Origin of the sequence: Microcystis sp. LE18-22.4A, from assembly GCF_027531105.1 — a bacterium.
Taxonomy (GTDB): domain Bacteria; phylum Cyanobacteriota; class Cyanobacteriia; order Cyanobacteriales; family Microcystaceae; genus Microcystis; species Microcystis aeruginosa.
The window spans coordinates 1-25,306 of sequence record NZ_JAPZRB010000525.1 but is presented as its reverse complement, the minus strand read 5'-3'; the positions used below and the strand labels follow the sequence as shown (position 1 = coordinate 25,306).

At 44.0% G+C, this 25,306-nt stretch carries 18 protein-coding genes and 1 rRNA gene; 7 read left to right on the top strand and 12 right to left on the bottom strand.

From position 1 onward, the window contains the following. Window positions 1–118 (top strand): 5S ribosomal RNA (rrf, locus tag O9295_RS22385). Window positions 119–165: 47 nt separating this feature from the next. Here the strand turns inward: rrf and O9295_RS22380 are convergent. The 3 genes from O9295_RS22380 to kaiC form a co-directional block, all read right to left on the bottom strand. Then, complete coding sequence (locus O9295_RS22380; protein ID WP_288035471.1) at window positions 166–2,790, bottom strand: DNA polymerase III subunit alpha; 2,625 nt, start codon at window positions 2,788–2,790, stop codon at window positions 166–168. An 84-nt stretch (window positions 2,791–2,874) separates the two neighbouring features. Next, window positions 2,875–3,705 carry an amino acid ABC transporter substrate-binding protein gene (locus tag O9295_RS22375; RefSeq protein ID WP_288035469.1) on the bottom strand — a complete coding sequence of 277 codons (831 nt, stop codon included), beginning with the start codon at window positions 3,703–3,705 and terminating at the stop codon, window positions 2,875–2,877. Window positions 3,706–4,006: 301 nt separating this feature from the next. After that, a complete protein-coding gene (gene kaiC / locus O9295_RS22370; RefSeq protein ID WP_002797104.1) occupies window positions 4,007–5,527 on the bottom strand; it encodes a circadian clock protein KaiC in 1,521 nt (506 codons plus the stop codon). Window positions 5,528–5,875: 348 nt separating this feature from the next. Here kaiC and O9295_RS22365 point away from each other — a divergent pair, with 348 nt between their 5' ends. Further along, a complete protein-coding gene (locus O9295_RS22365) occupies window positions 5,876–6,025 on the top strand; it encodes a hypothetical protein (RefSeq protein WP_288035467.1) in 150 nt (49 codons plus the stop codon). Window positions 6,026–6,103: 78 nt separating this feature from the next. On the opposite strand, the gene O9295_RS22360 is transcribed toward O9295_RS22365, so the two are convergent. The 6 genes from O9295_RS22360 to O9295_RS22335 all read right to left on the bottom strand — a co-directional run bounded on the left by O9295_RS22360 (window position 6,104) and on the right by O9295_RS22335 (window position 14,460). Then, window positions 6,104–7,030, bottom strand: a complete 927-nt coding sequence (locus O9295_RS22360) for a branched-chain amino acid transaminase (RefSeq protein ID WP_288035465.1) — start codon at window positions 7,028–7,030, stop codon at window positions 6,104–6,106. Window positions 7,031–7,053: 23 nt separating this feature from the next. Continuing rightward, window positions 7,054–8,814 (bottom strand): M61 family metallopeptidase, encoded by a 1,761-nt coding sequence (locus O9295_RS22355; protein WP_288035464.1) that lies wholly within the window; start codon window positions 8,812–8,814, stop codon window positions 7,054–7,056. 465 nt (window positions 8,815–9,279) lie between these two features. Continuing rightward, window positions 9,280–11,730: a transglycosylase domain-containing protein gene (locus O9295_RS22350; protein ID WP_288035462.1), complete on the bottom strand. Its 2,451-nt coding sequence runs from the start codon at window positions 11,728–11,730 to the stop codon at window positions 9,280–9,282. Window positions 11,731–12,034: 304 nt separating this feature from the next. Next, window positions 12,035–12,616, bottom strand: a complete 582-nt coding sequence (gene mreD / locus O9295_RS22345; RefSeq protein ID WP_288035460.1) for a rod shape-determining protein MreD — start codon at window positions 12,614–12,616, stop codon at window positions 12,035–12,037. Then, window positions 12,583–13,332 (bottom strand): rod shape-determining protein MreC, encoded by a 750-nt coding sequence (mreC, locus tag O9295_RS22340; protein WP_288035458.1) that lies wholly within the window; start codon window positions 13,330–13,332, stop codon window positions 12,583–12,585. Before mreC ends, mreD begins: the two co-directional genes overlap by 34 nt. Window positions 13,333–13,422: 90 nt before the next feature. Beyond that, the gene (locus O9295_RS22335; protein WP_147070009.1) at window positions 13,423–14,460 is read right to left on the bottom strand and encodes a rod shape-determining protein; all 1,038 of its coding nucleotides are present in this window, start codon (window positions 14,458–14,460) and stop codon (window positions 13,423–13,425) included. Window positions 14,461–14,683: 223 nt separating this feature from the next. On the opposite strand from O9295_RS22335, the gene O9295_RS22330 reads away from it, so the two are divergent. Continuing rightward, complete coding sequence (locus O9295_RS22330) at window positions 14,684–15,034, top strand: single-stranded DNA-binding protein (RefSeq protein WP_002761658.1); 351 nt, start codon at window positions 14,684–14,686, stop codon at window positions 15,032–15,034. 285 nt (window positions 15,035–15,319) lie between these two features. On the opposite strand, the gene O9295_RS22325 is transcribed toward O9295_RS22330, so the two are convergent. Beyond that, entirely contained in the window at window positions 15,320–16,120 is an 801-nt protein-coding gene (locus O9295_RS22325) for an aminotransferase class IV (RefSeq protein ID WP_288035457.1), read from the bottom strand. 292 nt (window positions 16,121–16,412) lie between these two features. On the opposite strand from O9295_RS22325, the gene O9295_RS22320 reads away from it, so the two are divergent. Further along, complete coding sequence (locus O9295_RS22320; protein ID WP_288035455.1) at window positions 16,413–18,038, top strand: ArnT family glycosyltransferase; 1,626 nt, start codon at window positions 16,413–16,415, stop codon at window positions 18,036–18,038. 108 nt (window positions 18,039–18,146) lie between these two features. After that, entirely contained in the window at window positions 18,147–21,134 is a 2,988-nt protein-coding gene (gcvP, locus tag O9295_RS22315) for an aminomethyl-transferring glycine dehydrogenase (RefSeq protein WP_288035453.1), read from the top strand. Between the two features lie 176 nt (window positions 21,135–21,310). Here the strand turns inward: gcvP and lpxB are convergent, their stop codons facing one another. Together lpxB and lpxA are read right to left on the bottom strand one after the other, a co-directional pair. Continuing rightward, a complete protein-coding gene (gene lpxB, locus O9295_RS22310) occupies window positions 21,311–22,513 on the bottom strand; it encodes a lipid-A-disaccharide synthase (protein ID WP_002761665.1) in 1,203 nt (400 codons plus the stop codon). Between the two features lie 220 nt (window positions 22,514–22,733). Next, on the bottom strand, window positions 22,734–23,570 hold the full coding sequence (gene lpxA, locus O9295_RS22305) for an acyl-ACP--UDP-N-acetylglucosamine O-acyltransferase (protein WP_002761667.1): 837 nt from the start codon (window positions 23,568–23,570) through the stop codon (window positions 22,734–22,736). A gap of 150 nt (window positions 23,571–23,720) precedes the next feature. On the opposite strand from lpxA, the gene O9295_RS22300 reads away from it, so the two are divergent. Further along, on the top strand, window positions 23,721–25,040 hold the full coding sequence (locus O9295_RS22300) for a four-carbon acid sugar kinase family protein (protein WP_159249964.1): 1,320 nt from the start codon (window positions 23,721–23,723) through the stop codon (window positions 25,038–25,040). A gap of 210 nt (window positions 25,041–25,250) precedes the next feature. Next, window positions 25,251–25,306 (top strand): helix-turn-helix domain-containing protein (locus O9295_RS27560; protein WP_353845532.1); only part of this gene is annotated, 56 nt, incomplete at its 3' end.

Genomic DNA, 25,306 nt, shown 5'->3' with positions numbered 1-25,306 from the left:
CCTGGTGTCTTTAACGTGATGGCACCACTCCGATTCCATCCCGAACTCGGTTGTGAAACTTCACCGTGGCCAAGATACTTGTCGGGTTGCCGACCGGGACAATAGCTCGATGCCAGGATTATTCTTTCCTACCCCTCAATCCGACAAGATTGGGGGGTTTGGCTTTTAGGAAAAATCAGAGGATTTTAAATCTAAACCTCGCTCAAATATTGTATCTATGGCTAACATTTCTCCGTCGCTAGTCATAAATTTATGATCTTTGGTTGCTTGGATAGTTTGCCCATTTTCTAGGGTGTATTCAAAGACTTCTTGTAAACCTCGCTCGTGCCATTGAGAGATTGGTTGACTATAAACAAAACCATTTTGGTCAACAGTATAAACAGTGCAGTTAATTTCTTCGCTCACAATTTTAGCAATTGGTAATAATCCGTATTCCTCAGTTAAAATTAACGTCTCACCTCCTAGACAATATTCGGCAAAATTTACCATCTGTTCAAAGAGATTTTCAGCGATTCTTTTTTCCACACCATTTTTAGCAGCACCATCGATAAACATCTCCCTTTGTTTCTGCATTTCGGAGGCTTTTTTCTTACCCATTGCTCGACGCAATAGATCCGCTTCTCCTAGGGAATAACCGGCTAAATCCTGCGCCATTTTCATAATCTGTTCTTGATAGACTAAAACTGCGTAGGTTTCCTTAAGAATTGGTTCCAATAAAGGATGATCATAACGAATGGGTTCTCTACCGTGTTTTCTGCCAATAAAGAGAGGAATTAATCCCGCATCTAAAGGACCGGGGCGATAGAGTGCTAAGATTGAAGATATGTCCTCAATACCCGATGGTTTTAACTCTTTAACTATCTGTTTCATCCCCGATGATTCTAACTGGAAAATACCTTCTAAATCCCCTTCTTCTAGTAATCCGTGGGTTTTGAGAATATCGGGAGGTAGTTTTTTATGTTCCCCTTTAGCCCGAATTTGCAGGGCTTTTCTTTCATCTAAAGGCAATTGTTCGAGATCAATATCTATACCCTGATTTTGTTTAATTAAATCGGCGGTTTTTTTCAAAGTGGTTAAATTTCTTAACCCTAAAAAGTCCATTTTTAACAATCCCAATGATTCTAAATCCTCCATGAAATATTGGGTAATTACCGCCCCATCATTATTTTTCTGGAGGGGAACCACTTCATCTAAAGGTTGGGAAGAAATGACGACTCCCGCGGCATGAACTCCGAAGGTTTTGTTAGTACCTTCGATACGAATTGCCATATCTAACCAATGACGCACATGGGGTTCCGTATCGTATCTTTCTTTAAATGCTGGTTCGGGAGTTTCATCGGAAATCATCACTTTTAAAGGTGTGGGTTTACCGCGAGAAACGGGAATCATTTTCGCCATTTTATCCGATTCGGCGTAGGGAATATCTAACACCCGCGCCACATCTTTTAAGACAGCTTTTGATGTCATGCGGTTAAAAGTAATGATTTGGGCAACATTAGCCTCCCCGTATTTTTCCGTGACGTATTGGATCATTTCATCCCGTCTCTCGATACAGAAATCCGTATCAATATCAGGCATAGATTTCCGTTCAGGATTGAGAAAACGCTCAAATAATAAACCGTGATGAACGGGATCAATATTGGTTATTTTTAAAGAATATGCTACCAAAGAACCCGCCGCAGAACCGCGTCCTGGACCGACGGGAATATCATGATCTCTAGCATATTTTATATAGTCCCAAACGACGAGAAAATAGGTAGAAAATCCCATTTTCTGTAGCATTTTTAATTCGTATTCAAGCCTTTCTTTGTAAACAGGCTCAATCTCGTGACGAGAAGGACATTTTAATCTTTCTAGTAATCCTAACCAAGCAATTTCTTCTACATAACTATCAGCAGTATGTCCCGCAGGAACTGGATAGTTAGGTAGTCTCGGTTCATTAAATATGTTATAAGGTTCGACTTTTTCTGCTACTTCTAAGGTGTTATTAATCGCTTCTTCAATCACATCTTCGGGCAGATGATCACGGAAAAGTAAACGCATTTCATCAGCAGATTTTAAGTATTCTGTACCGCTATAACGGAGGCGTTTGTCTTCAGTAATTAACTTGGCAGTTTGAATACAAAGCAAGGCATCGTGGGCCTCTACATCGTAACAGGAAATAAAGTGAGAATCGTTAGTAGCAACTACTTTAATTCCTAATTCTTTAGCAATTTTAACTATTTCTACATTGACGATCCGATCTTCTTTAGAACCGTGGTCTTGAATTTCTAAATAAAAATCATCACCAAAAAGTTTTTTATACCATTTAGCCGTTTCCTTAGCCAGTTTCCTGTTATTAGCTAAAATCGCTTGGGGAATCTCTCCACCCAAGCAAGCACTGGTAACTATCAATCCTTCGTGGTATTGTTGGAGTAACTCTTTATTGATACAAGGACGAGCAAAAATACCTTTACCTTGAATACCTTTCAGATTAGAAATAGTAGTTAATTTAACCAGATTTTTATAGCCTTGGGTATTTTTTGCTAAAACAACTTGATGATATTTTCGGTGGCGAAGATTGACTTCAATATCGCCATTGACTACATACATTTCATTGCCAATAATTGGTTTTATTCCCTTATTACGGCAGGTTTTAATTAATTCGATCGCACCATACATGACTCCATGATCGGTTAAAGCGATCGCTGGTTGTCCTAATTCGATCGCTCGATCAATTAGTGCCGGTAATTGGGAAGCACCATCAAGTAAGCTATAATCACTGTGAATATGTAAACCGACAAAAGACATAGTTTTTCAGGAAAAAGTGACCAGGAAAAGGGGAAAAAAACCAGAATTTACTTACTTTTAATTTTCAGCAATCACAGTCTACTTTTAGGGTTGATTGAGAATCCTATAGGGGAAAGAACTTTCTTCTAAATTAAACCATTGTTCTCGCAGTTTCTGGTTATCATTGCTGCCGACGACAGTATCAACAAATTTTTTCCATTCGGGATCGTTTTTGGGTAAAATACAGCCATAAAGTTCGGTGGTAATCGGTTGACGGGGTAGTAGCACAAATTGTCGCGGATCCTGTCCTTGTTTAACGATTTCCCCCAGCAGAAGAATTCCATCACTAACCACTGCTTTTACTTCTCCCCTTTGTAATTTTGCCACTGCTTCACTTCGATCACTGACAGCTTGCCAATTAGCCAGAGGATATATATAACGAATAATACTATCGGTGGTGGTGTGGGGAATATAGGCGATCGCAACTGCCGCTAAAGTGTTATTAATATCTATTTTATCAACATTTTCCCTTTTAGTTAGAAATTGCGCTCCTGTCATAAAATAGGGAATAGAAAAATTAACCTTTTCTAGTCTTTCTTCCGTAATTGTTGCCGCATTACAGGATAAATCTACTTGTCCCTGTTCCACTTGCTGAAAACGATTATTAGTCGTCGCTTCTATAAAGGTTATTGTAATCGGTTTACCTAATTCTTGTGCTAATCGACGTTGGACTAAGCGCATTAATTCCACTCCGTAACCTGTCCATTGTCCCGTTTTCTCATCGATATAACTAAAGGGAGTAGCATCTTTTCTGGCTGCCGCTTTTAATTCTCCCGTGCGAGCAATTCTTTGTAAAACTGTTTCTGCCAAGGCTGATAAATGTAGGTTATTTATCAGTAAAAGACCTAGAAAAATAAACCAAAAGTTTTTAGACATATCAAGAAAGCAAGAAGAGGAAAGGAGATAGGGAGAAAAAAGCTAACGGCCGATGTGCGATTAGCAAATGCTGCTATATTTTAACTAGAGCTTGCTGAATAAATCTAAAAACCTTGTTGGATAAGACTTTTAGACCTTTTTAAAATCCAAAAGTGCCTCGTCTGGGAGTGATCAGGGGGAAAATCCCTGGACTTTTTCCCTGAAAATTAGGTAATTGAACAGATGAAAATCGGTAAAACCCTACACCCCACACCCCACACCCTACACCCTACCCCCACCGAAAAACTTTTTGCCGCAAACCCTAACTACGATCCTCGAATAATCCACTCAAACGTTCTACTTCTGTTTGTGCTGTGTACATAGGAGTTCCAGCCAGAATTCCGGTAACATTGCGGAAAGGTTGACCGATGTGCATACCTTGATGATCGATCGAAAACTCACGAATATCCTTATCGTGCATAGAGCCGCGCATTTTTAAAACAGTGATACCGCGGCGCATTTCTCCATACATTTCCACATAACGCAGCAGAATAATTGAATCGGTAATTGTAGAAATATGCGCTTCTGTGATCGAGGAACCTCCTAATAAAGTGGGAGTGGTGGAAGTAAATAATCCTCCCACCTCTTTTTGCTTAATAAAAGAAGTCAAACCGATAATAAATTCCCGAAATCCTTTCAGATTAGAAACCCTTTCTAAAGCAGATAAACTATCTACTGCCACTCGATTAGGTTGAAACTCCTCGATAATTTCCTTCATCATAATTAAATGATTTTCTAAACCCGTAGTTTCGGGATAACGGCAGACTACCTTTAATTTACCTTCCTTTTCCATGCGGTCATAATCCACACCCCAACCGGTAGCATTTCTAAATAACTGTTCGCGACTTTCCTCGAAGGCAAAAATTAAACATCTTTCCCCATTGGTTACTCCCCCGGCCATAAATTCTGTCACCATCAGGGTTTTTCCTGTTCCTGTGGCTCCCGAAACCAAAATAACCGAATCGCGGAAGAAACCACCCCCACACATTCTATCGAGTTCCAGACTGCCGGAAGTAATACGAATATTAGAGGATTTTTGTTCTAATTCAATGGCTGATAAAGGAATAATCACGGCCCCTTTGTTGGGAATAATTGTAAAAGGAAATTCTCCTTTTTGGTGATCGGTTCCCCGATATTTTAAAATTTCGATCGTCCTTCTTCTTTTCTCATCGGTTAAAACGTTGCGTAAAATCACCACATTATCGGCCACAAACTCCTCCACCCCATAACGACTGATTTCGCCGTATTCTTGGGTTCTTTCTGCGGTCATAATCGCTGTTACTTCCAATTCTCGCAAAGCGGTTGCCAGACGAAAAAGATCACTTCTCACTTGAGCGCTATCACTTAAATGGCTGAAAATTGCGCCTAAAGAATCCATAGACACCCGTTTGGCTTTATTTTTGCGGATAGCAAACTCAATGCGAGCGATTAATGCGCCTAGGTCGTATTCTCCCGTCACCATCGGCTTTTCTTCCGGTTGGGGGGAAGCATCAACAAAGGCCCATTGACGATTCTCCTCCCACTGCCGGATATTCCAACCAAAACCACCCATATTTTTTCTTAGTGCTTGGGGTGGCTCCTCGAAGGTGACAAAAACGCCATTTTCTCCATTTTTGATGCCTTCTGCCAGAAATTGACAGGCAAAAACCGTTTTAGCACTTCCTGCCGTCCCCGCTATCAAAGTCGCTCGTCCTTTCGGTAATCCCCCTTCCGAAAGAAAATCAAAGCCGGGGATTCCTGTTTCTAACTTCTCAATCAACTCTAGGGGATTATTTTGCGTCATTTAAGTTCTCTATGAAAACGAGCCAATGTTTATTGTACCTATTTCAGTGACCGGCGATACCAGAAATTTATCCCTAGTTTGAGAGTTTGAGCATTGGTAATAAAATTTCCAAGACTTATTTTAAATGCAGGACAGCTTCACCCAAGCATAAAGAGATTGGTTATATTCAAGGGAAACTCTATAAGCAGGTAAATCTCAGCCACAATTAACCAAAACAACAGCTAACTAATAGTTAGAATCAAAGTAAGTTTTGTCTTTAGTTGATTAATACTATCCTTGACAACTTTGATAGAGTTTAAGGTATAATCATAGGTAAGCCGAATATTTGTCATACTTATTTGCTCTACTATGGAACATACAACCGATAATAATCAAAATCAGCAAAAAACCGACAATCAACAAGAGAAAACAGCAACAGGGAAGAAACCCATCCTAAAGATTGATCCTAATAAAACTATACCCTACATACAGGAAGGAATCAAACCGAAAAATAGATAAATTCTGTTTATTTCAGGGTTCCTTGAGATGCGCCATCATTTGACGCATCTCAAGGAAAAATCAAGTAAATTTATCTAACTATAAAGGAACTTTAGTAATCCAATCTTGATACTTTGGTTCCTGATTGAGAACGATAGAACTTAACTTTTCTTTTAACTGATAAGTAATCGGTTTAGCCGCGGGTAAAGAAAAAGTTTCAATCCTTTTAATCGGAGTAATTTTCGCCGCAGTGCCACTTAAAAACACCTCATCAGCGATAAATAACTCCGTCTTATCTACGGGTCTTTCAATAACCGGAATACCCAAATCCCGCGCGATAGTTAAAACACTATCTCTAGTAATACCCTCTAGGATATCTTGGTCAAAACTAGGAGTAATTAGCTGACCATTTCTGATGATAAAAATATTCATTCCCGTCGCTTCACAGACTTTACCTTGAGAATTCATTAAAATTGCCTCATCAAACCCCGATTCTACCGCTTCCGTTTTTGCTAAAGCAGAAGTGATATAAGCGGCGCTAATTTTACCTCGCAACGGGAAACTTCTATCCTCTTGACGATACCAAGAACTAATCCGACAATTAACCCCATCGGCTGCTAAATAATCATCCATTTCTAGACCATAGACGAGAAAATCCTTCTCGATACCATGCAATCGCGGGGCAATTCCCAACCCCGAACTATAGACAAGGGGACGAATATAAAAAGGTCGATTACACTGATTCTTTTTAACAAAATCGATAATTATTTGATAGATTTTATCGGCAGGAATCTCGTAATTAAGAAACTTAGCACTTTGACTTAAACGCTGACAATGACGTTCCAATCTAAATAATAATATCTGTCCAGGATTGCTAGGGTCGGGAGTACCTCGTAAACCACCGAAAGCGGCAGTTCCGTAGTGTAGTGCGTGGGTAGCAACGGATAACTTTGCCTCAGTAAAAGGGATAAATTTATTCTCAAAATAGGCGAGAGGAAGGAAAGGAATTTCGGCGGTAATAGACATTTTTTTGTTGATTTAACCAAGAATTAAACGGGATTTACCCATGCGGAAAAATTTTGTTTCTGGCTATTAGAAGGATTTTCTACCCTGATAATTTCATAGCGAATCGTCTGCGGGGCAGCCAGTGGAACAGCAAGGGTTCGCAATTCATCGAGATGAAAGACTGTTATCTGAATAATATCACCTGTGCGGTAGTCTTTTAATCTTTCGTTTAACTGTTCCGCCGTCACCCGCAATCCATCGATAGCCAATAACTCATCATCAGCATTAATTCCCGCTTTTTGGCAAGGGGAACCCATCTCGACAAATTTAATTATTTCTTTACCCGCTTCACTCTGTAGCCGCATTCCCAGATAAGGTATCGTCTCCCCATTGTCAACACCCCGCAGATAGAGTCCAAAAGGTTCAAGATATTGATTAAAGGGTAATTCTGCCAAACCGTCGATATAACGCTGGTAGAAGTCGCTTAAATCCACCCCCGCAGCCGATTCGAGAATTGCTTGCAATTCCCCATCGGTATAGCCAATCTCCTCTTTACCGAAATGTTGCCACATCGAGCGTAAAACATCATCGAGGGAACGACGGTTATCGGTGTGGGTGCGAATTAGTAAATCCAGAAGCAGCGACAATAATTCCCCCTTGAGATAGTAGGAAATTTGACTATTATCGCTATTACTATCCCGTCGGTAGAGTTTTATCCAGGCATCGAAACTCGCTTCGCCTAGAGGTTGGACAAGACGACCGGGTATATTGAGATAACGGGTGATTTCTTTGCTTAAAAGCTCTAAAAAAGTCTTACTATCGTATATTCCCGCCCGTAGAGGGATTACTATATCGTAATAACTGGTGGTTCCTTCGGCAAACCAGAGGGAAGAAGTATAATTTTCTGCATCATAATCGAAGCTTTCTAAAGCTTTTGGGCGAATACGCTTGATATTCCAGAGATGAAAGAACTCATGGGCGACTAATTGCAGAAAACGATTATATTTATCCTTATCTCGTAATCCCAAACGCATATAGTTAAGGGTACAGGAATTTTTATGTTCTAGTCCCCCGTAACCAGCCGCCGAAAGATGTAGCAAAAAGAGATAATTATCATAAGGGAGTCCACCGAACATAGCCGACTCGGTTTGAATAATTTTAGTGGTATCGGCGATAATTTGACTAGGATTGGCGTTTCCCCGTCCCCAGATAGCTAATTGATGGGGTTTTCCCTCGACGACAAAATCGTATAACTGATGAATCCCCACCTCCACAGGACTGTCCACCAGGGTATCAAAATCGGGAACGTGAAAGGTGTTTTTCTGTCCGGGTAAAGATTTTAAGGCAGTGGTAACGCGCCAATCGCCATGGGGGGGGATAATTGTCAGGGTGAGGGGATGTTTTTGATAATCGGGGATGTAGAAAAATAAAGCAGCCCCGTTGAAGTAACCGTGAGTATCATCGAGATGGTTGGTTCTGACGGTTAAATCGTGGGCAAAAACGCGATATTTGACTGTTATTTCTGAACTGTCACCATTGTCAATCTGCCAGTGATTTTTAGCAACTTTGCGACTGTTGAGGTTAACAGCTTGAAAATCTTGGACTAAACGGGAGTATTCCCGCACTAGATAGGAACCGGGAGTCCAAACCGGCATTTTTAGGTTTAAAATCGGAGCTTGCCAACCGGTAATCTGTAGAGTAACTTCAAAGAGGTGTGAAGTCGGTTCCGGCATAGCCACTTGATAGCTGAGACTTAAACGGGTTGAGGAGAGGGTAGTGGGGGAAATAAGACTGGTCATCGGCATTAAACGGCTTTTAAGTTATTCTACTAAATCCAGTTATTAAAAACTGATTATTTATTCCCCCTTTTGCATGAGTGCCTCTCCTGATATGTAGCCTATACTCAACGGATGGCCGTATTACTTCCGATTTTATCACTCAATCCAAGCCTTTGGGGGGTAGAACCCCCAAACTCCTAGGGTTGATTGATAGTAGGGTTGATTGATAGTAGGGTTGATTGATAGTAGGGTTGATTCATGAATCAACCCTACCCAAACCCCCCGTTGGGGGACAGCCGCTGACGCATCTGTAATAATTTAAGAGTCACTCCCCTTGCATGACTGTCTCTCCTGATATGTAGCCTATACTCAACGGATTTAACCCCGTGTGCAACTATATTTTTACTCTTGATTTACAAGGCTTTCAGAAATCAGCAGAGATAAAGTATCCTCTGTAACCCCCGCAAATCCTGCGAGGGTTGTCGTGCCGATTCAGCGTCTTTCTGCCGGGGGTGCGGGAGGAATCACATCGGTGGGAGGAGTTACCTCTAGGGGAACCGAACGAGTTTCGGGGGCCGCCACAGTGACGGGAACGGTAATCGGTTCGGCTGCCGCGGCGGCCGTATTTTCAGGACTAGGCGCAGCGGCACTGGACGGAGCGACTCTAGTACGCCGACGACTAGAACGGCGTTGGCCCGGTTCGCTAGTATTAGAACGGACGATAGTTTGCTCGCGACTTACCCGAACCCGTCGCCGTCTGCGGATGGGTCCTTCGGTGGGGGAACCCTCATCGCTGCTGGCTAAACGATTGTTAGTAGTTTGGGTAAAGTAGGTACGTCGGGGTTTAATGGGTTCCGCTTTTACTGTCACTGGACGTTTGCCTAAATTCGGTTCTGGGAAACCTTGATAGGGAATATCCTTAATTGCTCCTAACATAAATTGTCGCCACATCCAAGCGGACATGGTACTGGCTCCATTGGTGGGTTTATTATTGTCATTACCGAGCCAAATTCCCGTGACTAATTGGGGAATATAACCGACGAACCAAAGGTCGCGAGCCTTGTCAGAAGTGCCGGTTTTTCCTGCCACCGGACGACCAATTTGTGCGGGGGTTCCCGTTCCCGAATTAACCACATCCTGCAGCATCCAAGTCATCGTCGCTGCCGTGTTTTGATTGAGAGCAGTTTTCGGTTTAAAATTGGCTTGATAAATTACTTTACCATTGCGATCGAGTACCTGATTAATACCGTAAACTGGTTGATGCACACCATTATTAGCAAAAGTGCCGTAGGCGCTGGTCAATTCTAAAAGATTGACTTCCGAAGCACCCAAAGCCAAAGAATAAGTGGGTAAAAGTTTCGACTGGATCCCCATATCTTGAGCTAATTTAATCACCGGATTCCAACCCACAGCCACTAACACCTGAACTGCCACCACATTCAGGGAAGAAGTCAAAGCATCGCGCATGGACACCTCGCGGCCGCTATACTTATCGCCGTAGTTTTCCGGTTTATAACCATCCACCACATACTGTGCATCTTTATAATTAGAATAGGGGGATTTCCCCGCCGCAATCGCCGCCGCATAGACAAAAGGCTTAAAAGTAGATCCTGGCTGACGTTTTGCCTGTGTCACCCGATTGAATTGATTCTTATCGTGGTCAATTCCCCCGACCATGGCCTTAATTTGTCCATTTTTGGGGTCAACTGCCACTAAAGCCGCCTGTTGGAAGTGCTGCCACTTGCCATAACGAGAAACCGCTCTTTCTACCACTTCCTCCCCTTCCCTTTGCCAACGAGGATTGAGGGTAGTTTTTACCACCAATCCCCCTGCTTCTAGGGTTTTAGCGGGAACCAGTTGCGGCAGTTCTTTTTCCACATAATCGGTAAAATAGGCCGCTTGCCGTTGCAGACGTTTTAGGGGACTGGTTTTAATGCCTAGGGGAGATGCGATCGCCAGTTCTGCTTGAGCGTTAGTAATAAATCCCACCTCGGCCATAGTTTTTAGGACGATATTACGCCGTTCTAGGGCAGATTTAGGGTTTTCGAGGGGAGAATAGAGACTAGGAGCGGGAACAATGCCGGCAAGGGTGGCAGCTTCGGCTAGAGTTAATTTATCGACGGGTTTACTGAAATATAACCAAGCGGCATCGGCCAGACCGTAGGCCCCGGAACCGAGATAAACTAGGTGGAAATAACGCTCTAAAATCTGGTCTTTTGTATATTTATCTTCTATTTTCTGAGCGATACGCATTTCGCGTAATTTGCGATCAAAACTCCTTTCTTGGGATAAAAAGACAATCCGGGCCAATTGTTGGGTGATGGTGCTGCCTCCCTCCACCACTCCCCCGGCTCTCAGGTTAGAAAAAAGAGCGCGAGCAATACCCTGGCCATCAACTCCCCCGTGTTGGCGAAAACGGCGGTCTTCACTAGCGATAAAGGCCTCCTGTACCAGTGGGGGAACTTGGGCAATTTTCACGGTTTCGTAAGTGCTAGGGCCATTTTGCTTGAGGATTTCCCCATTAGCGGCTTGAATGGTTAGGGTGCCGGGACGAGTATATGTTTGTATATCGGCGATATTTTGCGGTAGAGAGGTTTCAAGGCGATAAATGCCCCAACCTACCCCTAAAATGCCCCCAGTTACGCCTAATCCCAATCCCAAGTACAACCCAAAGCGGGGATGTTGTCGCCATTGCGGTAAGGGGGAATTGTCGATCAGGGTAGTAAATTTGTTTTTTAAGGGTTTTAACGTCTCTAGAGCCTTGCTACTGGTTCGGGAGACTAAATTAACCTTTTTTTCTTCGGAAGCGGCTTCTACTGGCTTTTCCCCCGCAACTGGCGCAGATTTGGAGTCAATAGGATCGACTTTAGGGTGTTGCTCGGAATTCTCTAATTTATTAGCAAGATTATGAAAAAATTGACTAAGTTTTTGTTTGTATTTCATGTTAGTTGAGCGGGTGAGGGAAGTGGGGAAGTGGGGTGTGGGGTGTGGGGTGTGGGGTGTGGGGTGTGGGGTGTGGGGTGTGGGGTGTGGGGTGTAGGGTGTGGGGTGTGGGAAGTGGGGTGTGGGGTGTGGGGTGTGGGAAGTGGGGTGTGGGAAGTGGGGTGTGGGGTGTGGGGTGAGGGAAGTGGGGAAGTGGGGTGTGGGGTGTGGGGTGTGGGGTGTGGGGTGTGGGGAGAATAAATAAAAATAATCTCCTGTCTCCTATCTCCTGTCTCCTATCTCCTGTCTCCTATCTCCTATCTCCTTAAAGATCGCTAAATTGTCGCCACCATTGCTGGAGGGGATAATAGACGAGGGGAGTCCAGAGACTACTAAGCAGAGCAGCAGTGAGGCCAATGCGTTGATAATCGAGCCAAAGATCAGCGAGATTTTTGCCTCCTTGTAGATAGTATTGAAAAGCGATCGCACCATCGGCGATTAAAGTCATAACAAAGACAATTAAGACCACGGCGATCAATTCTTCTTTAACATAACGTTGTCGGTGTAAACGGGAAGTGAGGAAACCGATGAGACCAAAAACCATGATATGGGAAGGATAATTAGAGGTAAGACTATCTTGAATAGCACCGAGCGCTAATCCGGCCACCACACTATCGAGACAAGAGCGATTGAGACTCCAACTAACCAACCAAATCAGTAACCAATTGGGAGCGATGCCTAAAATCTCCATACCGGGCAGCCGCATTAAGGAAAGAAAGGCACAGAGAAGCAGTGAAGCGATAGTGACTAAAATATTCAGTATAAAACGAGAACGGGCTGATAAACGGCTTAATTTCAGCATAATTCCCCCTCTCACTGCTGGAGTTGCGGGTGAACGAAGACCCATTCGAGATTGTCCACGGTGGCGGTAAATTCAATTTTGGCGGTGGGGGCGGGATTTTCCTGTAAATTAAGGGAAATTATGCGACCGATGGGCAACCCTGGCGAAAAAAGACTACTAAAAGCCGAAGTTGTCACCACATCTCCCGGTTTGACATCGGGAGCTTTTTCAAAAAAGCGCAGGGTGGCGACTTGGGAATCCTGACCTTGAATTAAACCCATGGCCCGACTACGATTCACCGTTGCTCCGATGCGACTTTGGGAATTACTGACCAATAAAACTTTGCTGGTGTGGGGAGTAACTTCCCTAATCCGTCCCACTAAACCGCCAATTCCCGTCACCGAAGCACCCACTTCCACACCATCGGCGCTACCCCGACCGATAATCACCTGTTGCCACCAATCATCGGCACTGCGGCCAATAATTGGGGCAGAAATCAGGGGTTTTTTCTGGGTTTGATAATAACCAAGCTGTTTTTTTAATTGTTGATTTTGATATTCGACTTCACTTAAACGATTTTGTAATTCTCGCACCCGTTGATCGGCCAGAAGTTGCTCTTGCAGATTAGTTTCCTCTCCCTGAAAAGGGCGGGTTAATAAACCATACAATTCTAAAATCGCCCCACTTTGATAGGTACGAATGTACCAAGCTCCTCCCAGAGCGGCAGCGAGCAGAAAAAGTCGCCATCCCTGCTGTGTCCATTTTCGTCGTGCTGAATACATGAGCGATTTAAAACCTCTTGGCTGTGTAGAGTGAGAATCCGTGTATTTTTCCGCTGCTGATAGCTAACGGCTAACCGATCCTAGTGACCTTTAGACATTGCGAGTTGTTTCATTAACGATCCGCTCAAAGAGTTTCTGATTTTTTAACACTTCTCCCGTGCCTTTGACAACACAGCGCAGGGGATCTTCAGCGATATGGGTAACGATACCGGTTTCGTGACTGACTAGGCGATCGAGTCCCCGTAATAAAGCACCCCCTCCCGCTAACATGATGCCGCGATCGATAATATCGGCCGCTAATTCGGGGGGAGTTTTTTCTAGGGTACGTTTGATCGCATCAACGATCACGGAAAGTGGCTCATCCATACTTTCCCGCACTTCTTCCGCTTTGATCGTCACGGTGCGGGGTAAACCGGACATAAGATGCAATCCCCGCACTTCCAGAGGAGGAAATTCATCTCCGGGGGAGGGATAAGCCGAACCAAGGCGAATTTTGATATCTTCGGCCGTGCGTTCCCCGATAATCAGGTTATGGACTTTTTTTAGATAAGCGATAATTGCTTCCGTGAGTTCATCCCCGGCCACACGGACGGATTCGCTGATCACTGTCCCATCGAGACTGAGAATCGCCACTTCCGTCGTGCCACCACCGATATCGATGATCATATTTCCCGTCGCTTCCGAGACGGGTAAACCGGCACCCAAGGCCGCAGCAACCGGTTCATCAATTAACCCCACTTCTCGCGAGCCGGCATTTTTGGCCGCATCCACCACCGCACGTCTCTCTACTCCAGTAATCCCACTGGGAACACCGATTACCATGCGGGGATTGCCAATCGTGCCATCGAGCGCTCGTTTGATGAATTCCGCTAACATGATCTCGCAGCTGTAAAAATCGGCGATTACCCCATCGCGCAGGGGTCGCAGAGCGGTGACATGGCCCGGAGTCCGACCGAGCATTTTTTTGGCCTCCTCCCCGACAGCGATCGGGTTACGATCTTGATCGATCGCCACTACCGATGGTTCCTCTAAAACAATACCTTTCCCTGACACATAAACGAGGGTGTTTGCTGTCCCCAAGTCTATACCTATGTCCCTTGATAAGGCTAGACCTCTAAAAAAACCCACTTGTTTTCACTCCTGTTCTTATAACAACGTTGCTATGGCTAGACTTTCGATCGAATCGACTTGGATTTTATTACGTTTTGTGTCTCAAGTCTAGTTAATTATCGCTTCTTTCTCCCCGGATTTACGCAGGTATTTGCCCTAATTTTCTGGCTGCCCACCGGTCAAGGCTAAGGTTTCGGGCTAAAATGAACATACTATTGTACTAAATTGAGGATCTAAGACCATGAGTGTAAATCTGGTTCATTTGGTGGGACGAGCGGGGAGAGACCCGGAAACCAAGTATTTCGAGTCGGGTAAGGTTTTATGTACTTTCACTTTAGCGGTTAATCGTCGCTCGAAAAATAGCGATCAGCCGGATTGGTTCGATCTGGAAATTTGGGGCAAAACGGCGGAAGTGGCCGCTAATTATGTAAAAAAAGGCGGTTTAATCGGGATTAAAGGTTCTTTAAAAATGGATACCTGGAATGACAAAAACACGGGATTAGCTCGCTCTAAACCGGTGATTCTCGTTGATCAATTAGATTTACTCGGTTCTAAACGCGATAGTGAGGCTAATTCCGAGCGAGAATTTTAAAGCTTGAGCGGTATTATTTCCAGATTTTAGGTGTGTTAGCCTCTAGTAACACACCCTTATTTAGGGTTTGCGGCAAAAAGTTTTTCGTGGGGGTAGGGTGTGGGGTGTGGGGTGTAGGGTGTAGGGTTTTACCCATTTTCAGGTGGTAAATTACCTAATTTTCAGGGAAAAAGTCCCTGAATTTTCCCCCCAATCACTCCCATGGTCGGCACTTTTTGAGGGAAAAAAAGTCTAAAAACCTTGTTGGATAAGGTTTTTAGATTTATTCAGCAAACCCTATTTATTCTATAATTGACTGGAAAAATATTGCTGTAAATCTGGTAAAATTTCTCTATAAATAGCTGTATTTATCTCTAGATCCCAGCCAAGAATAGAATTAAAAGGGATAATTTCCACCAGGGAATTACTATAGGTGATCGCTTGTAAAGTCCTGACAAATTCGGGGGTCCAGAGATTTTCTTGCAGGGAAATATTTTGTTTTTTTAACCAGCCGATCAAAGCCGAGCGCCCGATGCCGGGTAAAATATCAGCAGTAAGCAGGGGACTGTACCAGCAATTATCTTTCCATCCCCATAAATTGCCCGTGCTAGTTTCTAACCAATTCCCAACTCGATCGACTAATATCGCTTCTTTTGCTCCTTTTTTTTGAGCAGTTTGTGACGCTAACCAAGGGGTTAAATAATTACCAGTTTTATGTTCTCCTAAAATGCGTTGCCAAGCGGGATTATCTATTACCCAGCCAATAATTCCCCGCTCTTGTCTAAGGTTTAAATCTTCGGGGAGAAATCTGCCTTTAATCCACTCCCTGCCATCGGGAAAAATTGTAATTCTCAGGACAGGATAGAATCGGGATAATTCTTCGGCTCCTTGGCGAATTCGCTGCCAATCGGGATCAGACCATTGGAAAACTTGTAAACTAGAGTGCAGACGTTTGAGATGTTCTTGCCAATGGGTTAGGGGATGATCTAAGCTTTGTTGATAGATACGCAGGGTAGTAAATATTGTGGCTCCATAAAGCAACCCCACGTCATCAATACCCAGACTTATTCGCTCATCCTCGATTAATTCGCCATTATACCAATACATAATCAGTTATCAGTTATCAGTTATCAGTTATCAGATGTGAGTTATCAGTTCATTAGACATATCCAAAAATTATAACTCAATCAGAGCTTGCTTTGATGTTTTGTACTAATGAGTAGTTCTAGGCTGATATATATGTGTCATTGCTAATTCAATTTAACTGAAAAATCTGGGGACATTAAAATTATTTTTATTTGGGTAAGTTTCTTGTCTAGACAAAATTTTATTCTTGAAATAATATTAGGTATAAGTCCACTGATAACTGATTACTGTTTACTGATAACTGACCTAGCTTATGAACCGTCAAAAATTTACCTGGGGATATTCTAGCTATAAATTGCGTCAGAGAGAAAATTTTAAAGAATTTCTGTGTTTACTGGGATTATTAATAGCGGCCTTAATTATCTATCTAGTGGGATTAGGTAATTTACCCTTGCGGGATTGGGATGAAGCGACCATCGCTCAGGTGGCCAAGGAAATTAGCCAAACCCCACTGGAACAATTGCGCTGGTTATTTCCCAGTTTTTGGGGTGATCCCTACCTGAATAAACCGCCGTTGATTCATAGTTTGATTGGTCTAACCTACCATTTCTGGGGCATCAATGAGGCCAATACGAGACTAATTCCCGCTTTTTTAACAGCTTTATCGGTGCCGCTCCTCTACCTTCTCGGTCGAGAAATTTTTCCCGCTCGTTTACCAGCTTTACTGTCGGCCTTGATTTATTTAACTCTTTTGCCGGTGGTGCGTCATGGCCGTTTAGCCATGTTGGATGGAGCGGTATTATGTTTTGAAATCCTGATGTTTGTTGGTTTACTGCGCTCACGACGCGATTTACGCTGGTCTCTGGGGGCGGGGTTAGGATTTGCCCTCCTTTGTCTGACTAAGGGTATTATGGGGCTATTATTGACGGGTATCGGCTTGATTTTTCTGCTCTGGGATACCCCCCGGTTATTAACGTCTGCCTATTTTTGGTCGGGTTGGTTATTGGGAGCAACTCCCGCTTTTGCCTGGTATAGCGCCCAATTTTGGCACTACGAGCGGGAGTTTCTCGATTCCCTTTTTGTTCAACAGTTAAAGCGAGTTAGTGACCATCTCGACGATCATCGCGAACCGTTTTGGTATTATCTGCTGGAAATTCTTAAATATAGTTGGCCTTGGTTAATTTTCTCGGTTTGGGGTTTACGTTTAGCACGTCAGGAACATCTCTACAGTTGGGCGAAGTTACTGTTAGTTTGGACGGGTGTTTATCTGTTGGTGGTTTCGGTAATGGCGACCAAGTTGCCTTGGTATATTCTGCCGATCTATCCGGCCTTGGCTTTAGCGGCCGGTTATGCCTTGGCGCAAGTGGGTAATCTTCCCATTGATCGCCCCTATAATCCAATCTGGTCAATTATTCTGGGTATTATCGGCGTTGGGGCGGGTTTATTAGCTTTAATCGTCTATTTTCCAGGTAATTTTGCCGCTATCGAACCTATCCATCCCTTAATTCTTTTAACCTTATTGTCACTTTCCTTGACCATGGTGACAACGGCGATTTTGTTAGCTCGGCGCTCGGAACAATTCAGCGTGGTTTTACTCTGGGGAATGTTGGTTTCTTTGTTTATTTTTGTCAATTCTCCCCTGTGGATCTGGGAATTAAATGAGAATTTCCCCGTCAAACCGGTGGCGAGTTTAGTGGAGAAATATGTGCCGGCCGATCACCCTGTTTATATTGCTTTTGCCTACGAGCGCCCCTCATTAAATTTTTATAGTGGTCGTCGGGTTTTTCCCCTTGCTGCTGAAGAATTAATCAATCATTGGCAAAGTCACAGGCAGCCTTACCTGATTATCGATCGTCAAACCAAAGAAGCTACTGATTTAGGAGGATTAAAGGTGATCGGCTCTACGGATTCCGGTTGGTTTTTGGTGACAAAGCAGTAGTGAGGTTAATTTTGTGCATACTTTCGATAGCAAATTAGCTGAGACTTTAACTTGCTGGCTTCAAATATTACAAAAATTTTACAAGTTGCGTTAAAATCACCCCTAGCGATGAAACGCAACACTTTTGTAATTGTTGAAACCGAGATTAATATGCTAAATAGGTCAATTACGGCCGAGAAAACCGAGGAATTCGCTCCTGCTGACCTGCAAGACCTGCTAGACTGCACCGATAGCTTTGTTAACCGTCACATTGGACCGACGGAGACGGAAATCGAGAAAATGCTGGCGGTTTTGGGTGTTGCTACCGTGGAGGAATTAATCGCTCAAACGGTCCCTGCAGCAATTCGTTTACAAAAAAGCCTTAATCTAGCACCTGCCTTGAGTGAATACGCCGCTCTTGCCCAATTAAAAGCTATTGCCTCCAAAAATCAGGTATTTCGCTCCTTTATTGGCATGGGCTACCATGACTGTATCACCCCGCCGGTAATTCTCCGCAACATCTTAGAAAATCCGGGTTGGTACACCGCCTATACTCCCTATCAAGCGGAAATCGCCCAAGGACGCTTAGAAGCTCTCTTAAACTTCCAAACTCTCATCACTAGCTTAACCGGTCTGGAAATTGCTAACGCTTCCCTCCTCGATGAAGGAACAGCAGCTGCGGAAGCGATGAGTATGAGTTATGGACTGTGTAAAACTAAAGCCAATGCTTTCTTTATCTCTAGTAGTTGCCATCCCCAAACGATTGAAGTTGTTAAAACCAGAGCGATTCCTTTAGGTATTGACATTATTATCGATGATCATCGTCTCTTTGACTTTCAAACGCCGATTTTTGGCGCATTATTACAATATCCAGCCACCGATGGCCTAATTTATGACTATCGGGAATTTATCGCCAAAGCGCAGGAAAATGGGGCTTTAGTCACCGTTGCCGCCGATATTCTCAGTTTAGCCCTGTTGACTCCCCCCGGCGAATTGGGGGCTGATATTGCCGTGGGTAGCAGTCAACGCCTTGGGGTTCCCTTGGGTTATGGGGGTCCCCATGCCGCTTATTTTGCCACCAAAGATGCCTATAAACGCAGCATTCCGGGGCGCATTGTCGGGGTATCGAAGGATAGTCAGGGTAAACCCGCACTGCGTTTAGCTTTGCAAACCCGCGAACAACATATCCGCCGGGATAAAGCCACCAGTAATATTTGTACCGCACAGGTGTTACTAGCGGTGATTGCTTCCATGTACGCGGTGTATCACGGACCGGAAGGAATCAAGAAAATCGCCCAAAGAGTGCAGAAATTAACCGCTTTATTGGCAAATGGTTTAAAAAAGTTGGGTTATCAAGTGGGGAAAGAACCGTACTTCGATACGCTCAAAGTTACGGTATCCACGGGAGTTAAGGATATCTTCGCCAAGGCAAAAACCCATAAGATTAATCTGCGTTATTTTGATGAGAATAATCTAGGAATTAGTCTCGATGAAACCACCAGTCTCAGGGATGTGTGGGATTTATGGCAAATTTTTGCCCCCACCGAGGAATTACCCTTTACCGCGGCGGAATTAGTCGAGAAAATTAGTCTAGAATTACCCGCTAATTTAACCCGTACCAGTGCCTATCTTACCGAACCGGTGTTCAATCGTTACCACTCGGAAACGGAATTACTCAGATATCTGCACCGTCTGGAAACAAAGGATTTAGCCTTAAATACTTCCATGATTCCCCTCGGTTCCTGTACGATGAAACTCAATGCCGTAGCGGAGATGATTCCGGTAACTTGGGCAGAATTCGGCAAATTACACCCTTTTGCCCCGATTGACCAAGCAGAAGGCTATCAACTGCTCTTTCAACAGTTAGAAACTTGGTTAGGGGAAATTACCGGGTTTGATGGCATTTCCCTACAACCGAACGCCGGTTCTCAGGGAGAGTATGCCGGTTTACAGGTAATCCGAGCCTACTATGAAAGTCGCGGTCAAGGTCATCGTCAGATTTGCTTAATTCCTGAGTCCGCTCACGGGACTAATCCTGCCAGCGCTGTTATGTGTGGTATGAAAGTAGTGGCGGTTAATTGCGATTCTCGGGGCAATATTGATATTAATGACCTGAAAACTAAGGCCCAGAAGCATCAGGATAATCTAGCGGCTTTGATGGTGACGTATCCTTCCACTCACGGCGTTTTTGAACAGGGAATTAGCGAAATTTGTGCCTTGATTCATCAATACGGTGGTCAAGTGTATATGGATGGCGCGAATATGAATGCTCAGGTGGGTTTATGTCGTCCGGCGGATTTTGGTGCTGATGTCTGTCACTTGAATCTCCATAAAACTTTCTGTATTCCCCACGGTGGTGGCGGACCCGGCATGGGACCAATCGGAGTAAAATCCCATTTAGTGCCTTTTCTGCCCGATGTTTCCCTGGTTTTGGCGAAATTATCCCCAGAAACCGCTAACGGTAAGCATCAGGACTCAATTGGGGCAATTTCGGCCGCGCCTTGGGGTAGTGCCAGCATTTTGGTGATTTCTTGGATGTATATCGCTATGATGGGGGCAGCAGGCTTGAAAAAAGCGACAGAAGTGGCAATTTTGAACGCTAATTATCTGGCTTTTCGTCTGGAGTCGGCCTATCCGGTGTTATTTAAGGGTAGCGCGGGAACGGTTGCCCACGAGTGCGTGATTGATTTACGTCCCCTGAAAAAACAGGCCGGCATCGAGGTGGAAGATGTGGCAAAACGCTTGATGGATTTCGGTTTCCACGCGCCGACGGTTTCTTGGCCCGTGGCGGGTACAATGATGGTGGAACCCACGGAAAGCGAATCTTTGGGCGAATTAGACCGTTTTTGTGAAGCTTTGTTAACTATCTATCAAGAGGTACAAGCGATCGCTAATGGTAGCATGGATATCCACGATAATCCTTTGAAAAATGCCCCCCACACAGCCGCAGTTTTAACTGCCGATGATTGGAGTCGTCCCTATTCCCGTCAACAGGCAGCTTACCCGCTTTCTTGGCTAAAAGATTATAAATTCTGGCCGGTAGTGGGACGGGTTGATAATGCTTACGGGGACAGAAATCTGGTTTGTTCCTGTGAGGGTATGGACGCTTATAAGTAGGGTTTGCGGCAAAGAGTTTTTCCTGGGTGTAGGGTGTGGGGTGTGGGGTGTAGGGTGTAGGGTGTGGGGTGTGGGGAGAATAAAGCTGCCTCCTGACTCCTATCTCCAGCAATCCTATCTCCTGATTCCTGACTCCTATCTCCTGTCTCCTGACTCCTGACGACCGGCTCCCAACCCTAACAAAGGCCTATTTTAAACACCTCTTGTGCCACTCGCTCACAACTGCCTACTGTTCCTAAACCGGCTTTAGTTTCTGCGTATTCATCTAACATTTTTTGCCGACGTTGCTGATTTAATAATAAATCTAGACATTCCTGCATAATTCTCTCTGGGTTAGCTTCCTCTTGTAATAATTCGGGAACAATTTCTCGCATTAAAACTAAATTTACCGGTGAGACAAATGGTACAGAAAACTTCATAATATTGCGGGCAATCCAAGCAGTAACTGCACTTAAACGGTAAACCACCACCTGCGGCACGTTTAACAAAGCAATTTCGAGATTAACTGTACCAGACTTAGCCACAGCCAGATCGGCAGCGGCAATCGCTTCTAAAGTCTGATCTCGTTCCATAATCACCGCATTTAATCCATATTCCTTCACTAATTCTCGCATTTTTGGTTCGTATAAAGCTAAGGGAACGGGAATTAAAAACTTAATATCGGGAATTTTTTCCTGTAATTTTTTAGCAGCAGCGCACACCGTCGGCACGAGATATTTAAACTCCTGTTGACGGGAAGCAGGTAACAAAGCGATCACCGTTTCTTCGGGTTTTATTGCCCATTTTTGCCGCATTTCTTGCCGATTGGGAGCATTGGCCATACGATCAACTAAAGGATGTCCCACCCAAGTTACTGGTAAACCTTTTGTTTCAAAAAAACGAGCTTCGGCGGGAAAAATTGCTAATAATTTATCGGTGACGGCGATTAATTTTTCCGTATTAAATAACTTTTCTGCTGTGGCCCTGAGTTTAGCTGAGGGGATATTTTCTTCTGACCAAATCCACACCTGTGGGGCAATATAATAAATTATTGGCACCTGGGGAATAATTTTTTTAGCCGACTGACCGATCGCCACATTTGCCCCCACATAATCAATTAAAATAATCAGATCAGGGGGATGATCTCTAAAAAACTCTTTTGCTCGTTTTTGTAGTTGTAAAGTTGGCCAAATAAAGGGGATAGATTCAATTAATCCCATGGCAGCCAGTCGAGTGGTTTTACCCAACATTTTTGCTCCGGCTAACTCCATGCGATCGCCACCTAGTGCAAAAATTTCTAACTCAATTTCTTGGGTTTTAGCTAGTTTAAAAAGGGATTCAATCAGCATGGCTGCCTGTAAATCACCCGATACCTCACCCGTACTAATAAATATACGCATTTGGATAATTATTTGATAATAAAAGAATTCAGGAGACAGGATTCAGGAGTCAGGAGTCAGGAGATAGGAGATAGGAGATAGGAGATTATTTTTATTTATTCTTCCCACTTCCCCACTTCCCCATCACCCCACACCCCACACCCCACACCCTACACCCCACACCCTACACCCTACACCCTACACCCTACACCCTACACCCTACAGACTGTTCCTCAATAAATTATTTCCCCGGAATTAAACCGCGACGTTTTTCTCCGGTGGTAGAGGATTGTAAAAATTGACAGAGATGTTGAACATGGGGGTTATCGGTTAAGAGAGAAACTTGTTCTAAAGCCTCCTGAAGATTTATATTAGAACGATAGATAATCCGAAAAGCTTTTTTCAGTAAAGCTAGATCTTCATCGGTAAAACCGGCCCTTTGTAAACCGACTAAATTAAGAGTTCGCACGCGACAGGGATTGCCTTCCACTAAAGTAAAAGGGGGAACATCGCGATCAATACGACTCATTCCTCCTAACATGGCCATTTTGCCAATATGAACAAATTGATGTACTCCTAAAACCCCCCCGATAACTGCTTTTGATTCGATCTGGACATGACCAGCCAAGGCGACACTATTAGCGATAATAATGTTATCTTGCAAAATACAATTATGGGCAACGTGAACATAGGCCATTAATAAATTATTACTGCCAATTTGGGTAACTTCTCCCGTATCCGTGGCGCGATTAATCGTGACAAACTCGCGAATTTGGTTATGATCACCAATTTCTACGCTACTTTCGCCCCCTTTATACTTTAAATCCTGTGGTTCATTACCAATAACAGCCCCAGAAAAAATATGATTACCCTTGCCAATTTTAGTCGGACCTTCAATGACCACATGGGCATCAATAATTGTATCAGCTTCAATTTCCACATTGGCCCCGATCACAGCATAGGGACCAACTTTAACCTTGGGATCAAGTTTTGCCGACGGATGGATAACCGCAGTGGGGTGGATTAACGTATTCAAAGGGAAGTCTCCCGCGCTCAACTTCGTCACTGTATGAATCATGGTATAGCTTATCCTATATTGGACAGATTGTGATCAAGATTGATAGCGGTTGCTTGCGGAGGGGACGACTTTAATGGGGAACCAGAACCCGATAAACTATTAACCAGATTCTCTTGGTTCCTTCGTCCCTCCCATCCTGATAAAAAATATATGAGCAATAATAGACCTAAAATTATAGTCTTAGATGACGACCCGACAGGTTCCCAAACAGTCCATAGTTGTCTGTTATTGATGCGGTGGGATGAAGATACTCTCCGCTTAGGATTGGCAGATAATGCGCCAATTTTCTTTGTTTTGACCAATACTCGCGCTTTAACCCCCGAAAAAGCCGAGTCTGTCACGCGAGAAGTCTGTCATAACCTGAAAACTGCCTTAACTAAAGAGGGAATCGAGGATTTTTTGGTGGTTAGTCGTTCCGATTCTACCCTGCGCGGGCATTATCCGATCGAAACTGATGTTATTGCCGAAGAATTGGGCGGTTTTGATGCACATTTCCTGATTCCAGCCTTTTTTGAGGGAGGTAGAATCACCCGTGATAGTATTCACTATTTAATCATCGATGGCGTTCCCACTCCCGTCCACGAGACGGAATTCGCTCGCGATTCGGTTTTTGCCTACCATTACAGTTATCTGCCGGATTATGTGGAGGAGAAAACGAAAGGTAAAATTAAAGCAGATGATGTGGAAAGATTTTTACTGGCAGATATCCGTCAAGGTAGTTTAGAACGACTGCAAAAGCTCAAAAATAATCAATGTGGGGTGGTAGATGGGGAAACTCAAGCGGATCTCGATCGCTTTGCTGAAGATATTTTAACCGCCGCAGGGGAGGGAAAAAAATTTTTATTCCGTAGTGCCGCCAGTATTTTAACTTCTTTGGCTAATTTAGGAACTCAACCGATCGCACCCGAATCTATGGGTAAGTATAAGCCCACGGGGGAAGCCGGGGCAATTATCGTCGGTTCCCACGTCAAAAAAACTAGCCAACAATTAGATGAACTGCTTCAACAACCCAACACCGTCGGAGTCGAAATCGATGTGACGGCATTGCGCGATCGTCCCGAGCAACGAGAGCAACTCTTAGCACAAGTTCTGGAAAAAGTCAAGCTTATTCACAAAAATAAACAAACCCCCGTGATCTATACCAGTCGGCAAGAGTTAACCTTTGCCTCTGTGCAGAAACGCCTTGATTTTGGGGTTGCCGTCTCCACCCTGTTAATGGACATTGTTAAGGGTTTACCCAGTGACATCAGTTTTTTAATCAGTAAAGGCGGAATTACCTCCAATGATGTCTTAAGTACGGGTTTAAGCCTGCAATCAGCCCGTTTACTCGGTCAGATTCTCCCCGGTGTCTCCATGGTCCGCACAGAAGCCGATCATCCCCTCTTTCCTAATTTACCTGTGGTTCTTTTCCCGGGTAACGTCGGTGATGTCCAAGCTTTAGCCACAGTTTATCAGCGTTTGTGTCAATAGGAGGGGATAGGAGACTCCGAGACAGGAGACAGGAGACAGGAGACAAATTCAGCTTTTTCTCCCCAACACTCAACCTCATCTGCTCACTCCTATCTCCTATTCCCTGAGCAAGGTTCATCGACAATTTTGGGTCTGAAACCCCGTCGTTCTACGACGGCTTTACTGTTAAATATGAGCATCGTTTACGAAATATATGCTAAAATGTGAGGTATGGAAAAAGCCTATTCGTTTCGATTTTACCCCACACCAACACAAGAGTCGCTATT

Bases quoted from the DNA above. Each gene is read 5' to 3' on its own strand.
- O9295_RS22365 (WP_288035467.1), top strand. From the start codon at position 5,876: ATGGAACATACAACCGATAATAATCAAAATCAGCAAAAAACCGACAAT.
- O9295_RS22375 (WP_288035469.1), bottom strand. From the start codon at position 3,705: ATGTCTAAAAACTTTTGGTTTATTTTTCTAGGTCTTTTACTGATAAAT.
- gcvP (WP_288035453.1), top strand. From the start codon at position 18,147: ATGAAACGCAACACTTTTGTAATTGTTGAAACCGAGATTAATATGCTA.
- O9295_RS22355 (WP_288035464.1), bottom strand. From the start codon at position 8,814: ATGCCGATGACCAGTCTTATTTCCCCCACTACCCTCTCCTCAACCCGT.
- O9295_RS22325 (WP_288035457.1), bottom strand. From the start codon at position 16,120: ATGTATTGGTATAATGGCGAATTAATCGAGGATGAGCGAATAAGTCTG.
- O9295_RS22300 (WP_159249964.1), top strand. From the start codon at position 23,721: ATGAGCAATAATAGACCTAAAATTATAGTCTTAGATGACGACCCGACA.
- O9295_RS22380 (WP_288035471.1), bottom strand. From the start codon at position 2,790: ATGTCTTTTGTCGGTTTACATATTCACAGTGATTATAGCTTACTTGAT.
- O9295_RS22330 (WP_002761658.1), top strand. From the start codon at position 14,684: ATGAGTGTAAATCTGGTTCATTTGGTGGGACGAGCGGGGAGAGACCCG.
- mreD (WP_288035460.1), bottom strand. From the start codon at position 12,616: ATGGGTCTTCGTTCACCCGCAACTCCAGCAGTGAGAGGGGGAATTATG.
- O9295_RS22320 (WP_288035455.1), top strand. From the start codon at position 16,413: ATGAACCGTCAAAAATTTACCTGGGGATATTCTAGCTATAAATTGCGT.
- mreC (WP_288035458.1), bottom strand. From the start codon at position 13,332: ATGTATTCAGCACGACGAAAATGGACACAGCAGGGATGGCGACTTTTT.
- O9295_RS22350 (WP_288035462.1), bottom strand. From the start codon at position 11,730: ATGAAATACAAACAAAAACTTAGTCAATTTTTTCATAATCTTGCTAAT.
- lpxB (WP_002761665.1), bottom strand. From the start codon at position 22,513: ATGCGTATATTTATTAGTACGGGTGAGGTATCGGGTGATTTACAGGCA.
- kaiC (WP_002797104.1), bottom strand. From the start codon at position 5,527: ATGACGCAAAATAATCCCCTAGAGTTGATTGAGAAGTTAGAAACAGGA.
- O9295_RS22360 (WP_288035465.1), bottom strand. From the start codon at position 7,030: ATGTCTATTACCGCCGAAATTCCTTTCCTTCCTCTCGCCTATTTTGAG.
- lpxA (WP_002761667.1), bottom strand. From the start codon at position 23,570: ATGATTCATACAGTGACGAAGTTGAGCGCGGGAGACTTCCCTTTGAAT.